Below are 13,599 nucleotides of genomic sequence, written 5' to 3' on the forward strand. Positions count from 1 at the left end.
CTCGGTCACCGGCGCACCACGTCGACGTCGAGGAAGTGCGCCGAGCAGGAGATACACGGATCGTAGTTTCGGATCGCGCGCTCGCACAGCGCGGCGAGCGCGGCATCGTCGAGCTCGAGATTCTCCGAGACCACGCGCCGCAGGTCGTCCTCCATAACGGCTTGGTTCTGGGAAGTCGGCGGAATGATCGTGGCCGAGCGGACTATGCCGTTATCATCGACCTCGTAGCGGTGGTAGAGCAGTCCGCGGGGCGCTTCGCTCACACCGTGGCCGGTCCCCGCGCGGGGCGTTAGGGGTATCGCGGCACGGGAGGGCCGTTCGTAGCCGGCGATGAGACTCAGCGCCTCCTCGATGGCATAGAGAACTTCGACCACGCGGACCAGGATGCTGCGGAACGGGTTACGACATTCGGTGCCGAGCCCGATCTCGGCCGCGACTTGTCGGGCACTCGGTGACAGCTGGTGATAGTTCAGCGTGTATCGGGCCAGCGGCCCGGTCAAGTAGCGTTCGCCGTCGAGCATCGCGTGCAAGGCCGTGGAGTGCGGTACCTGGTATTCGCGCACGTGATCGGGAAATTCGGCTGCAGAGAACCGCAGCCCGGTGCTGGTGTGCACAGCACCTGTGTCGACGGCGTATCGGTACGGTTCGGTCGCGGCGAGAAGTTCGTACTCGAGTTCCAGCTCGGGAAAGTCGAATCCAGCCGCAAAGCGTGCGGTGTTCACCGCGCAATCCCGTGCGCGGCTGAGCGATTCGATCACAGGGGCGAAATCGGTGGGTTCGGGAACGGAGTAGAAGCCGCCGAGACGGATATTGACCGGATGGATGGCTCGGCCGCCGAGGAGTTCGAGTAGCGCGTTGCCCGCCTTCTTCATCGCCAACCCTTGTTCGACAAGTTCGCGGTGGTCGGCGGCGAGCGCGATAGCGTTCGGGTAGCCGAGGAAGTCCGGAAGGTGCAGCATGTGGATATGCAGGGAGTGACTGGAAATCCATTCCCCGCAATACAACAGCCTGCGCAGTTCGGCCAGTGGCCGTTCCAACTCCACACCGCAGAGTTGTTCGAGGGCGTTGCATGCGCTGGTTTGGTAGGCCACCGGGCAGATCCCGCAGATTCGAGAGGTGATATCGGGCGGTTCGGTGTAGGCGCGGCCACGCAGGAATGCCTCGAAGAATCGCGGCGGCTCGTAAATATTCAGTTCCGCGGTTTCGACGTGCCCATCCGCGACGACGATACGCAGCGCGCCCTCGCCTTCGACGCGAGCCAGCGAGCCGACTTTCAACTGCCTACGGTGACTCATCGCGGCTCCTGTTCGCGAAGTCCGGCGCGGCGGCGGCATAGGTGGCGAAAACGCGGTCGATGTCATCGGTGTCCATGCCGTTGACACGCAGGATGGGAAGCAGCGCATGGATGTTGGGATTCGCCATAGGACCGAAACAACCGAAGCACCCACGGTGATATGCCGGGCAGAGGGCCCCGCATCCTGCCTGTGTGACGGGTCCCAGGCAGGGGATTCCCTCGGCGACCATCACACAAGTGGTGCCGCGGCGTTTGCACTCGGTGCAGACGCTGGTGTTGGGGATGTCGGGTGCGCGGCCGGCGAGGAACGCGCACAGGGTGTCGAGCAGTTGCCGCCGGTCGATCGGGCAGCCACGCAGCTCGAAGTCCACCGGTACGTGCGCCGAAATCGGGGTGGAGGTGCTCAGGGTGGCGATGTATTCCGGGCTGGCGTACACCACCGAGGTGAACTCGGCGACGTCGGCGAAATTGCGCAGCGCCTGGATACCACCGTGGGTGGCGCATGCCCCGATCGCCACCAGAATCTTGGATTGCTCGCGGATCCGGATGATCCGGCGCAGCTCTTCTTCGGTGGTGATCGAGCCCTCGACCAGGGAGACATCGTAGGGGCCGGGCTCCATAGCGCTGGAAGCTTCCGCGAAGTGGGTGATGCGGACCCGGCCCGCGAGTGCGAGCAGCTCGTCCTCGCAGTCGAGCAAGGTGAGCTGGCAACCGTCGCAAGACGTGAACTTCCATACCGCGAGTGTCGGTGTCTTCGTCATAGTTCTCGTACCGCCAGTAGTGGTTCGGCCGCCGCGTAGTCGACGACGGGTCCGTCTCGGCACAGCAGCAGCGGGCCGAGCTGGCAGTGACCACAGCGCGCGACGCCGCACTGCATGTTGCGCTCCAACGACACTTGGATATCGGTGGCCGGAATTCCCTTGCGCAGCAGGCCCTGTGCGCAGAAACGCATCATCGGTTCCGGCCCGCAGAGGAAGGCGGTGGTGTTGCCGGGCTCCACGGTCAGGTGGGCCAGTGGCTCGGTGACGAAGCCGATTCGGCCGTCCCAGCCCGGTGCGGGGTGGTCGACGGTCTGATGCAGTTCGATCGAACCCGCGGTTGTCCACCGCTCTTGGTCGTGGCGGAACAGTATGTCCGCAGGGGTGCGGGCTCCGCTGATCAGCACGATCCGCTGGTAGTCGTCGCGGGCCGCGAGGGCGGCGAGCACCGCTGAGCGCAGCGGCGCCAGTCCGACCCCTCCGCCCACGATGACGAGATCTCCTCCGACTGCCGACGCCAGATCCCATTCGGTGCCGAACGGCCCACGGACACCGATCAGGCCGCCGATATCGGTGTCGTGCAGCGCCGCGCTGACCGCGCCGACCGCGCGGATGGTGTGCTCGAGAATGCTGTCACCGGCGGCGGGATCACCGCTGATCGAGATCGCTACCTCGCCCACGCCGAAGCTGTAGAGCATCATGAACTGCCCGGCCCGAAACCGTTGCGCCGCATCCCGTACCGGTTGCAAGCGTAGTGTCACGGTGTCGGAGGTCTGCGGCGTACGGCCGACGACCCGGTAGGGCAGCATCGTGTCACCGGACGGAGCCGTGCGCGGCTGCGTGTCTACGCTCATCGGTCACCTTGCCCGGCCGTGATGCGGGGCAGACCCGCGGTGCACGATTCAGCGGGGTTGCGGTAGAGGTCGAGCAGCCGGGCCCGGGTGGCCTGCAGTCGTTCCAATAGCGCTTCGAACAGCATCAAAGTCAGGGCGTGGCCGAATCGCGGGTCCTGGTCGGCGAGTTCGGCCAGGGTTCGGGCGCCGAACTCGATGGCCTCGACCGGTTCGGCTGTCACCGCGCCGAAATGCCACCGGTAGGGCGGTACCAGCCATGACCATCCGAGTAGATCGCCGCCACTGAGGGTCTGAAGGACGACGGCACCGCGACCTGGCACCTGCGCGTCCAGCAGTATCCGGCCGCGGCGGATCAGCCAGCATCGGTCGGCCGGCCGGCCTTCCGCGATCACCTGGACCCCGGCGGGGAAGGCCACGTCACGCCCGGCGCCGGCCAGCGTGTGCAACTCTTCTCGGCTCAGTGCCGCCAGCCGCCCGAACGCGGACAATTCGTCACCCGTTGGCACGGTCGGTCTCCTCGGCCAGTTCGGCCAGTTCGGCCAGCCGGGCGACCTCGGCGGTCAGGTCGATCTCGGCGGGGCACCAGGCGATGCACCGCCCGCAGCCAACGCATCCCGAGCTGCCGAATTGGTCGTACCAGGTGCTGAGTTTGTGGCTGATCCACTGCCGGTAGCGGCTCTCACCGGATTGCCGCACGCTGCCGCCGTGCAGGTAGGAGAAGTCCAGTTCGAAGCACGACGACCAGTGCTCCCAGCGCTCGGCATGGTCGCCGGTGAGGTCGGTGACCTCCTCGGTGCTGGTGCAGAAACAAGTGGGGCACACCATGGTGCAATTTCCGCAGGTGAAGCAGCGGCTGGCAACGTCCTGCCAGTGCGAGGACTCCCGGGAGTCGTGCAGCAGTGCGCGGATGTCGACCTCGGGCATCTCACGGCCCATCCGATCGGCTGCCGCCGACACCGCTGCCCTGGCGTTCGTGACCTCCTCCGCGTCCGCCGGACGCGCGGTGAGTTCGGCCAGGATCTCCTCGCCGTCTTCGCTGCCCACGTCGACCAGGAATCGGTGTCCCTGAGCATCGATGCGCTCGGTGAGCGCGAGGTCGTATCCGGCCGAGACGCCGGGGCCGGTACCCATCGACGCGCAGAAACACACGCCGCCCGGTTCCGTGCAGTTCGCGGCGACGACGAAGAGATCTTTCCGCCGGGCGGTGAACGAAGCGTCAGGGTGGGCGCCACCGCCGAGCACTTGCCCTAGGATCGCGATCGAGGTGAGGTCGCAACCGCGGACGCCGAGAAACGCGGAGCGGACCGGCGTGTCCTCGACGGGTTCCATCTCGAGATCCGGTCCGAGCTGGGCTATCTTGCGACGTGGGGGATGCAGGAACTGCTTCCAGGATCCTGGACCGGCTGAATGCGCGAATACCGCCTCGTCGTCGCGGCGATGCAGCCGATACCGGCCCGGCGCGGTCTCCACGCCCCATCCGGCAGGCAGCCGCCTACCACCGTCCAGTTCGTCCAGAACGATCGCGCCATCGCGCACCTGCGGACCGATGACGCGGTATCCGCGCTCACGCAGCACATCCACTAGACGATCCAGCCCAGCGCGGTCGATTACCACGGTGTCGTCAGGCATTGTCGAGGCCTCTGTTCGGTCGGGTCCAGCCGTCCGCTTCCGAGTCTGGTGAACGACGAGACCGGCCGCGAGGGACCAAGGTCCCGAATCGCGGTGGCCGACGGCATCGTGCCTGACAGGGACGTCGCTCTCCAGGCGCGGCCGATGCTCGGCCGATGCGGACTTTCGGCCCTGCCCTCGGGGACGATCAGCCGCATTCAAGCCGCGGCACGGCTCATACCGTTGAGTCGGCGCTCGGCTGAGCGCCAAGCGATCACAGGCTCGGGAGGCTCATGACAGAGCAGCGATTCGGCGACCCTCATCACCTCTCGACGGCGAAGGTGATCGTCGGCGTGGACGGTTCGGACGGGTCGTGGACCGCCCTACGGTGGGCAGCGCTGTTCGCGGCCGAACGCGGACGTGAACTCGAGATCCTGCACGGCATGGATCTGGTGGGGGCCGGCTGGGCGCTGGGCGACTACGAGGTCGTGGTTCCATCGGTCGTCGATGCCATCCGCGAACAAGGGCGAGACGTAGTCACCCGGGCCGAACGTGTGGCCCGTTCAGTCGCGCCCGAGTTGTCTATCTCGGTTCGCGTGACCACCGACACCGGCAAGCGACTGTTGATCGAGCACAGCGCCGAGGCGTACGCGGTCGTGATCGGAGCGACCCCCGCCGCCGGGACATTCGCGCACCTCGGCTCGACGCTGCTGGCCGTGACCGCCCACGCGCAGGGCACGGTGGTCATCGTGCGCAGCGATCCCGACGCCGGCGGCGCGATTCGCACGTCGGGCCCGGTGGTGGTCGGCGTGGACGGCAGCCCGGGCGGTGACGCGGCGATCGCGGCTGCCTTCACCGAAGCGGCCGAACGCGGTGTCGAGCTCGTCGCCGTTCATGTCTGGAGCGATTGGGATTCCGGCCGGTTCGCCGGTCACATCAACCTGTTCGAGGCCGAACTCGACAATGTCGAGCGGGCGATCCTCGCCGAGCGCATCGCGGGCTGGCAGGAGAAATTCCCGGGTGTTCGCGTCACCCGCAAGGTCGAGGTGTCCGCGCCGGGTCCCCACCTGCTGGACTGGTCGAAGATCGCGCAGTTGTTGGTCGTAGGCAGTCGTGGGCGCGGCGGATTCGCGGGCATGCTGCTCGGCTCCACCGCCAACACACTGGTGCAGCACGCTTCCTGCCCGGTCATGGTGGTCCACACCGCACGATGACCCAGACCGAGCCAGCGGACAGCGTCACCGATACGTGCGCGGTGGCGGGTGGTCGCCCCCGTCCGCGTCGACGCAATCGAACACCGCGGTGGCAACGCCGGCTCGGGGCGAGTTTCGGTAGCGACCGTTCGATGGCGTGACCGAGGGCGACCCATCCTCGGTCACGCCGCCGTTCGCTGGCGCCCGCGCCGAGGTTACCGATCCGGCTTCGATCGGCGGGCGGGGATCCGCACCATCGGCCGCGTCCCGTCGTTTCTGTGACACCGCTCAGCAGTGCTCCGAGCTTCCATCGCCGGATGCCGATCTGTGGCGCATCGAGGTGACAGATCCTCACGCATTCTCGGTGGTGGGCAGGTTGGCGGCGCAGACCGCTTCTACGAATTCACCGACGGTGTTCTCGGTCAAATGGCGGGCCAGATCGGCTTCGGTGATGATGCCGACCAGCACGCTGTTGTCGGTGATCGGAAGCCGCCGGATCCGCTGCTGCCGCATGAGCGTCAGCGCGTCGTCCACCTCGGTGTCGATCTCGACGGTGTGCAGCCGTTCGGCGCCCTGTGCCAATTCTCCGGCGGTAGTGGTCTTCGGATTTGCACCGACACCGACGACCTTCACGACGATATCGCGATCGGTGACAATGCCGACGGGATGACCTTCGCCGTCGCAGATCGGCAGCGCGCCGATATCGAGCTGGCGCATCCGCTGGGCGGCTGTTGCGATGGTCTCTCGAACACTGATGTGTTGTACGTCGGGCCGCATGATGGTCTGCACGGTAGTCATGGGGATCTCCTTTTGCTCCGGGCGGCGTGCTCGTTACCTCGATGATCATTGGACGGCGGCGGAAGTATCGACAGGGCAGAAGGTCATCCTGACGTCGGTGCCACCGCGGCGGCGGTCACCGGTGTGCTGAGGACACTGAGGAGATGACGTGTGCACAGCCGCTGGTACGCGTCGTCGGGTCGCAGATGCAGAGCCGAAATATGCGCCGGTCGACGCCATCGAGTGCACCCGCGTGGTCCACTCGCGTCGTGGGTCGGTCGTCGCCGCGACCGCCTCCGACAGAGGACACCCTCACTTCGGATGTACGACCATGACGGGGCACTCGGCGTGCTGTATGAGCCAATGACTGGTGGAACCGAGTAGAAGGCCCCGGAATCCGCCCCGGCCGCGGCTGCCGACGACGACGAGTTGCGCGTTCTGCGACCAATCGCCCAGATGTTCACGAGGCTCGGACAGATAGACTTTGCGGATCACGGTGACGTCGGGGTACTTCTCCTGCCAGCCCGCGAGTCGCTCGGCCAGCAGCGCTCGCTCACCGATCTCCAGGTTCTCCAGCGGGATCTCGAGGTACTGCGCTCCCGCGAATTCACCGGCGGAGAGGTCGCTCCAAGCGTGGATGGTGACCAGATCGACACCGCGTGCTGCCGCTTCGGCGAAAGCGGCGGCTATGGCCGCTTCCCCCACTTCGCTGCCGTCGGCGCCTACCACAACCGGTGCGCGGTCGCCGGTCAGCTGCCGGTCGCCTCGCACCACCACGACAGCGCCGTCCGCGTGGGCGGTCACCGCGAGCAAGGTCGATCCGAGATGAGCGATCGCGCCCACGCCCGGTGTGGCGCCGAGGACCACGAGATGCGCGTGCGCCGACAGTGCGGTGAGCAGCGCTGCGGCGTTCTCTTCGCCGAGCTTCGTGGCCACAGCGAGATCGGGGGCGACACCATGCGCCAGCGCGCGGGCTTCGGTGAGGATGTTCGAACCGCGTGCGCGCATCGTCTCGCTGACCGGGGGCACCATCACGTCGTAAACGCCGAGCGTGGCGCGAGCCGCGGGAAGGTTCATTCCGTGCACGATCAGCAGGCGGCGCCCGCGATCCGCTGCCGTCCGGGCCGCCCAGCGGACAGCCGCCGAGGCGTGCTCGGTGCCGTCGGTGCCGACCACTACCGCAGCGGACGCGAGTTCGTGCGGATTGTCCTCGTGCTGATCAACCATGTCGGTGCCCTTCGGTGTGCGGATCCGTGATCTGTACGGTAGGGATCGGCACCTGCGGCGACTGCTGGCGTTGGTCCTCGACTGGAGGGCCGATAGGCAGTTGGGGGTGCCGCGCCGATTCGTCTGTTCGGTGTTGTGCGCATCCGTGGCTGCGTCAGGTGCTCGCACGTCACCGTGAGCGAGTTCGTTTCGCCGCGAAGGCGGCGAGCTTACAGCGACCGCATCGCACGCTACTCCGGCGCAGACGAGACAGCGAACCTGACTCGGTACCGCTCGATCGACCGAAAGTTACTGCGGCGCAGAGGTCGCTCGACGGCGGAGCGCTGAAACGTCGTGGTGCTGCGGCGTTCGCGTACCGGTTTCGACAGTGCGAGAACGTATCCGTTCCGGGTACTTGTCGCGCCGTGATGGACGTTGTCCAGCCGTCGAACTCGATTACGGCAGCGGAGCTGTCCAGCGCAGCGCGGTGCCGCCTTCGGGCCGGTTGGTGACGCTGAAACTGCCACCGGCGTTCTCGGCCCGCGCGGCCAGGTTCGCCAGTCCGCTGCGGCATGAGATGTTCGCCGCGCCCGCGCCATCGTCGGTCACCTCGATGGTGACGTCGTCCTTGACCTGCAACTCGACCGCCACGGTGCTCGCGGCCGCATGTCGCACCACGTTGCTCACCGCCTCCCGCAGAACTGCCTCGACGTCGTCGGACAGAGGTGGCGCCAGTACCGTGACCGGTCCGGCCAGCCGGACGGTGGTCCGCAGGCCGGTGTCGGCGGTCATCTCGACAACGATGCCGTGCAACTGTTTTCGATACTTGAACGAATCCGCCGTCGTGTTGCTCTGCAGGTCGAAAATCGAGTGGCGGATGTCCTGAACGATGCCTTGCACGTCATCGATGGTGTCCATCAGGCGGGATTTGATCTCCGGTACTCGTGCCCGCTGCACTGTGCCCTGCAGGGAGAGACCCACCGCGAACAGCCGCTGGATAACGTGGTCGTGCAGACCGCGGGCGATGCGGTCGCGGTCGGAGAGGACGTCGAGTTCACGCATCCGGCGCTGGTTGTCGGCCAATTGCAGGGCAAGGGCCGCCTGGTCGGCGAACGCCGCCATCATGGCCTGCGTGGCGGTGTCCAGCGGTGTCGCTCCGGCCGCCCGGAGGGAGGCGAGCACGCCGATCACCGAGCCCCGTGCCCGCAGCGGGAGAATCAAAGCGGGGCCCGTCTCGGGCGCTGTCTCGGCGAACGTATCGGCGAGCGGTTCGTCGACAGTGGCGGATGATCGTCCTGTCTGGAATGCCTCGCCCACATGCGTACCGGCAACGGGCACATGCAGACCGTTCATCGCCTCCGAATTCGGTCCGGCGGCGGCGACGACCAGAAGTTCGGTCACTTCGTCGTGGGGGATGTCGGGGTCCTCGGGCAGAGCGAGAAATGTGATCGCGGAGTCGGTCAGTGTGAGTGCGCGTTCGGCGACGAATTGCAGGACTGCCTCGGGTTCACCACCGGCCAGTAGTTCGGTTGCTACGTCGCGAATGGCTTCGAGCCATTGTTGCCGGACTCTGGACTGCTCGTAGAGCCGGGCGTTTTCGATGGCGATACCCGCTGCGGCGGCCAATGCCTGGACCACGACCTCGTCGTCTTCGGTGAACTCTTGTCCGCCTGCTTTTTCGGTCAGGTAAAGGTTGCCGAATACTTCGTCACGCACTTTGACGGGGACACCGAGGAAGGTGTGCATGGGCGGGTGATGGGCGGGGAAACCGACCGAGGCGGGGTGGTCGGCGATTCTGGTCAGTCGCAGCGGCTTGGGTTCTTCGATGAGTAGTCCGAGTACGCCGTGCCCGCGTGGTAGGTGGCCGATCATGACGCGGGTGCGGTCATCGATGCCTTCATAGACGAATTCTGCGAGTTGAGTGCTGGTTGCGTCGGTTTCGCGGACACCGAGTGCGCCGTATCCGGCGTCGACGAGTTCGATGGCGGTGTGCACGATGGTCCGCAGTGTGTTGTCGAGGTCGAGTCCGGCGGTGATCACGAGCATGGCTTCGATGAGCCGGTCCATACGGTCGCGGACATCGACGATCTGGGCGATCCGGTCCTGGACCTCGATGAGCAGCTCACGTAGCCGCAGCTGCGACAAAGTCTCCGTCACCGAGGTCCGGCCGTTCGAACCGGGCATGTACGGCTGGCCCTCCATGGACCGCATTCTCCCACGATCGAGCCGCTGGCTCCCATTGCGGACGATCGCCGAGACCGGGCGGTCACATCAGGACTGCTTCTCCGGCTGTTTCAGCTTGGTGGCGATTATTGCGGCCTGGGTGCGACGTTCGACGCCCAGCTTGGTCAGCAGGCGCGACACGTAGTTTTTGACGGTCTTCTCCGCGAGGAACATCCGACCGGCGATCTGCCGGTTGGTCAAGCCTTCGCCGAGTAGGGCGAGCAGGGCGCGTTCCTGGTCGGTGAGACTGGCGAGTGGGCCGGTTTTGGCCTCTGCTTCCGATCGGAGTTTGGCCATGAGCGCGGCGGCTGCTCGGTTGTCCAGCAGCGAGTTACCAGCGCCGACGGTGCGGATGGCGTCGACGAGGGCGAGACTCTTGACATCTTTGACCACGTAACCGCTGGCCCCGGCGAGGATGGCGTCGAGCATGGCCTGCTCGTCGGTGAAGGAGGTCAGGATCAGGCAGCGCAGGTTCGGATCGGCCGAGAGGAGTTCGCGGCACAGCTCGATGCCGTTGCCGTCGGGTAGTCTCATGTCCAGCACGGCAACATCTGGGCGGAGCGCTGGAATGCGGGCCAGTGCTTGGGAGTAGCTGCCCGCTTCGCCGACGACGACCAGGTCCGGCTCCAGTTCGACGAGGTCGGCGACGCCGCGGCGGACGATCTCGTGGTCGTCGACCAGGAACACCTTGACCATGGATAACCCCTTTCATGCTGTTATCTCAGACTACGGAGTGCCAGATCGGCTCGGATCGGAGTTCGACCTCGGATCGGTGACCGAGGTCCCTTGACAGGTCGTGTCCGTACCGGCGTTCGGCTGCCGACATACGGTGCCGCAGCATGAGCAAGCGGTCAGCAGGGTGGGCGGACCGGTTGGCGTCGGGTTCACGCCGAATGTGCGACCAGGACCGGGCAATGCGCGTGCTGGACGAGAAAATTGCTGGTCGAGCCGAGCAGCAGGCCGGTGAAGCCGCCGCGGCCGCGGCTGCCCACCACGATCAACTGCGCGGTCTTCGACCAATATTCGAGGCGTTGAGTCGCCCCGGTCAAGTACACCTTGCGGGTCACGCGGACATCCGGGTATTTCTCCTGCCACCCGGCTAGACGTTCGGCAAGAATGGCGTCCTCCGCCGTCTCCAAACCGGAGCCCATGAAACCGGTGTCCGCCTCGCCCGCGAACTCCTCGAAGCGCAAGTCGCTCCACGAATGTACAGCCACCAGCTCGGCGCCGCGCTCTGAAGCTTCGGCGAAGGCGGCGGCAATGGCTACCTCGCTGACCGGGCTGCCGTCGACGCCGACCACCACCGGGCCTTGCCTTTTGATGTGCGGTTCCCCGCCGGTGTCGCGTACCACGACGATGGAGCCGCGGCCGTGGCTGGTGACCGCGAGCAGCGTGGAGCCGAGATGGGCGAAGACGCCGACATTGCCGGTGGCGCCGAGCGCGATGAGGTGCGCGGATTTCGAGAGGTGGATCAGCAGCCTGGACGGGCTCGCCTCGGATATTTCGGTGCTGATCTCCAGGTTCGGCGCGACCTCGCCGGCCAGCTTGTGTGCGCCGGCGGCGATTCCCATGCCACGCGTTCGTAAGGCTTCGATGATCGATGGGGGAGTGGCCAGGTGGCTGCCCGTAATGGAGCGCAGCCCGGCAATGTCGAGCCCATGCGCGATGAGCAAAGTGCGGCCACGCCGCGCCGCTGTCTCGGCGGCCCAGCGGACGGCCAGCTCGCTGCCCTCGGAACCGTCTGCGCCGACCACCACCGGCGCGGACGCCAGAAGATGCGGGTTCTCGCGGTACTGCCGGTCCATGTATATCGCCCTCCGGACCTCGGAAATCAGCTGTCCTTCGTAGCGTAAGAACTCGCAGGTCGATCGGCTGCTGCCCTTGGTCCTGGTCCCGCAGGCCGAAGGGCCGCAATGTCGCCGCGCCGGATCGCCCGGACGACACCGGGTATCTGCCATCCGGACCTTCGCACCTGTCCGCCAGTAAAACCGGGAGGAGTGACGTGGGACGGCCGAATCCTGGGTAGGTGAGAGGTAGAGACCGTGAATCTACAGCTTATCGTCCTCTTCGCAAACCGATCCGGCCAAGAGCATGCGGGTCGATGCATCGCCGCGACGACGGTCGCAAAGTGTTGTCGTTGCCGCGGTCATCGAATGAACGGGTATTCGGTCCCGCCTCCCCGGGGCCTTCGACCCTGTGCGCCAACCGAGGGCGGTGGTGGTGTGTATGCCGACCGATTCGAAGCATTGCGAAAAAGAGAGGCAGGCAACAGCATTGGCGCGTGACCTGACGCAGCGAGAGATCCTGGCCGAACTGGAGCCGATCGCCGAGGACTGCGTGCACCGGCACCTGTCGATGGCCAAGGACTGGCACCCCCACGACTACGTGCCCTGGGAGGAGGGGCGAAACTTCGCCATGCTCGGTGGTGCGGACTGGTCTCCCGAGCAGTCCACGCTCACCGAGGTGGCGAAAGCCGCGATGGTCACCAATCTGCTCACCGAGGACAATCTGCCTTCCTACCATCGCGAGATCTCCGAGAACTTCTCCCGTGACGGTGCATGGGGTACCTGGGTCGGCCGCTGGACAGCCGAGGAGATGCGGCACAGCACCGTGATCCGCGACTATCTAGTGGTCACCCGCGGCGTGGACCCGGTTGCTCTCGAAGCGGCCCGGATGGCCCACATGACCAACGGATTCTCCTCCGGTGCAAATGAAACCGATGTCGCGAGTGGCGCCGGATTCCTGCACTCGGTCGCCTACGTCAGCTTCCAGGAACTGGCCACGCGGGTCACCCACCGCAACACCGGCCGAGTGTGCGACGACCCGATCGCCGACCGAATGTTGCAGCGCATCGCCGCCGACGAGAACTTGCACATGATCTTCTACCGCACCATCTGCGGCGCCGCCCTGGATTTGGTGCCCGATCAGACGATGGAGGCAATAGATACCATCGTGGAGAACTTCCGGATGCCGGGCGCGGGCATGCCCGACTTCCGCCGCAACGGCGTGCTGATGGCCAAGCACGGGGTCTACGACCTGCGTCAGCACTTGGAGGAAGTGCTGCTTCCGGTAGTCAGGCAGTGGAACATCATGGACCGCAACGACTTCGGAGCGCGCGGCGAGCAAGCGCGCGAGCGACTCGCCGCATTCCTCGATGACCTGCAACAGGTGCGGATCCCACGCTTCGAACAACAGCGCGCCCGCGCCTTGGAACGCGAACGCGCCCGCGCATCGCAGTAGCGCCCGAGGAGAGATCATCACCAGCATGCGGTCGAAGCGGTGCTCGTCGGCGACGAAGTGGCTTATGACCGGAACTGAGCGGCCGGTGCTGCGGCGGTGGTGTCCCACGCCGCACCCGCTGCCGATCCGGTGCTCCGGATCGGTTGCCGCCGGTCTCTGCACCTGAGTGGTACCACGATCGACGAAACCATTTCGTCCACGACACGATGCCGCTCAACCAGAGGGAAACCGTCAGCTGACCACCGCTGCCGCGCGCAACGAAACGCCTGTGTAGCCGATGCCCCCTCATGATCTGTCCGTCGCGTATGCCGCGAGGGGCCCCGACACGGATACGCTCGCATCCACCGCTCGGACCGCATCGGCACATTGCTCGTCCGGCGAATGATGACTGTCGCGTCGAAATGGGCCTATCGTCACGGGAATGGGTGATTTCGACCCTGGCGATG

At 66.0% G+C, this 13,599-nt stretch carries 12 protein-coding genes; 2 read left to right on the forward strand and 10 right to left on the reverse strand.

Annotated elements, in window-relative coordinates:
• Nucleotides 1-5: 5 nt before the first annotated feature.
• From K8O92_26870 to K8O92_26890, 5 genes are read right to left on the reverse strand one after another with little or no spacing between them, the layout of a single operon-like run.
• A complete protein-coding gene (locus K8O92_26870) occupies nt 6-1,295 on the reverse strand; it encodes a Ni/Fe hydrogenase subunit alpha (GenBank protein ID UAK31385.1) in 1,290 nt (429 codons plus the stop codon).
• Complete coding sequence (locus K8O92_26875) at nt 1,282-2,055, reverse strand: oxidoreductase (protein UAK31386.1); 774 nt, start codon at nt 2,053-2,055, stop codon at nt 1,282-1,284. The genes K8O92_26870 and K8O92_26875 overlap by 14 nt, the downstream gene beginning before the upstream one ends.
• Nucleotides 2,052-2,906, reverse strand: coding sequence for an FAD/NAD(P)-binding protein (locus K8O92_26880; protein ID UAK31387.1), 855 nt, complete (start codon nt 2,904-2,906; stop codon nt 2,052-2,054). Before K8O92_26880 ends, K8O92_26875 begins: the two co-directional genes overlap by 4 nt.
• A complete protein-coding gene (locus tag K8O92_26885) occupies nt 2,903-3,412 on the reverse strand; it encodes a cyclic nucleotide-binding domain-containing protein (GenBank protein ID UAK31388.1) in 510 nt (169 codons plus the stop codon). Before K8O92_26885 ends, K8O92_26880 begins: the two co-directional genes overlap by 4 nt.
• A complete protein-coding gene (locus K8O92_26890; GenBank protein UAK31389.1) occupies nt 3,399-4,535 on the reverse strand; it encodes a 4Fe-4S dicluster domain-containing protein in 1,137 nt (378 codons plus the stop codon). Before K8O92_26890 ends, K8O92_26885 begins: the two co-directional genes overlap by 14 nt.
• 272 nt (nt 4,536-4,807) lie before the next feature.
• Here K8O92_26890 and K8O92_26895 point away from each other — a divergent pair, with 272 nt between their 5' ends.
• Nucleotides 4,808-5,728, forward strand: coding sequence for a universal stress protein (locus tag K8O92_26895; GenBank protein ID UAK31390.1), 921 nt, complete (start codon nt 4,808-4,810; stop codon nt 5,726-5,728).
• Nucleotides 5,729-6,058: 330 nt separating this feature from the next.
• Here the strand turns inward: K8O92_26895 and K8O92_26900 are convergent, their stop codons facing one another.
• From K8O92_26900 to K8O92_26920, 5 genes are all read right to left on the reverse strand, one after another.
• On the reverse strand, nt 6,059-6,505 hold the full coding sequence (locus K8O92_26900) for a CBS domain-containing protein (protein ID UAK31391.1): 447 nt from the start codon (nt 6,503-6,505) through the stop codon (nt 6,059-6,061).
• 291 nt (nt 6,506-6,796) lie between these two features.
• Nucleotides 6,797-7,711 (reverse strand): universal stress protein, encoded by a 915-nt coding sequence (locus K8O92_26905; GenBank protein ID UAK31392.1) that lies wholly within the window; start codon nt 7,709-7,711, stop codon nt 6,797-6,799.
• 435 nt (nt 7,712-8,146) lie between these two features.
• Nucleotides 8,147-9,901: a GAF domain-containing protein gene (locus K8O92_26910; GenBank protein UAK31393.1), complete on the reverse strand. Its 1,755-nt coding sequence runs from the start codon at nt 9,899-9,901 to the stop codon at nt 8,147-8,149.
• 60 nt (nt 9,902-9,961) lie between these two features.
• On the reverse strand, nt 9,962-10,609 hold the full coding sequence (locus K8O92_26915) for a response regulator transcription factor (protein UAK31394.1): 648 nt from the start codon (nt 10,607-10,609) through the stop codon (nt 9,962-9,964).
• A 188-nt stretch (nt 10,610-10,797) separates the two neighbouring features.
• Complete coding sequence (locus K8O92_26920; GenBank protein UAK31395.1) at nt 10,798-11,718, reverse strand: universal stress protein; 921 nt, start codon at nt 11,716-11,718, stop codon at nt 10,798-10,800.
• A gap of 469 nt (nt 11,719-12,187) precedes the next feature.
• On the opposite strand from K8O92_26920, the gene K8O92_26925 reads away from it, so the two are divergent.
• Nucleotides 12,188-13,153 carry an acyl-ACP desaturase gene (locus K8O92_26925; protein UAK31396.1) on the forward strand — a complete coding sequence of 322 codons (966 nt, stop codon included), beginning with the start codon at nt 12,188-12,190 and terminating at the stop codon, nt 13,151-13,153.
• The last annotated feature ends 446 nt before the right edge of the window (nt 13,154-13,599 follow it).

It is taken from the genome of Nocardia asteroides (assembly GCA_019930625.1).
GTDB classification, from domain to species: domain Bacteria; phylum Actinomycetota; class Actinomycetes; order Mycobacteriales; family Mycobacteriaceae; genus Nocardia; species Nocardia sputi.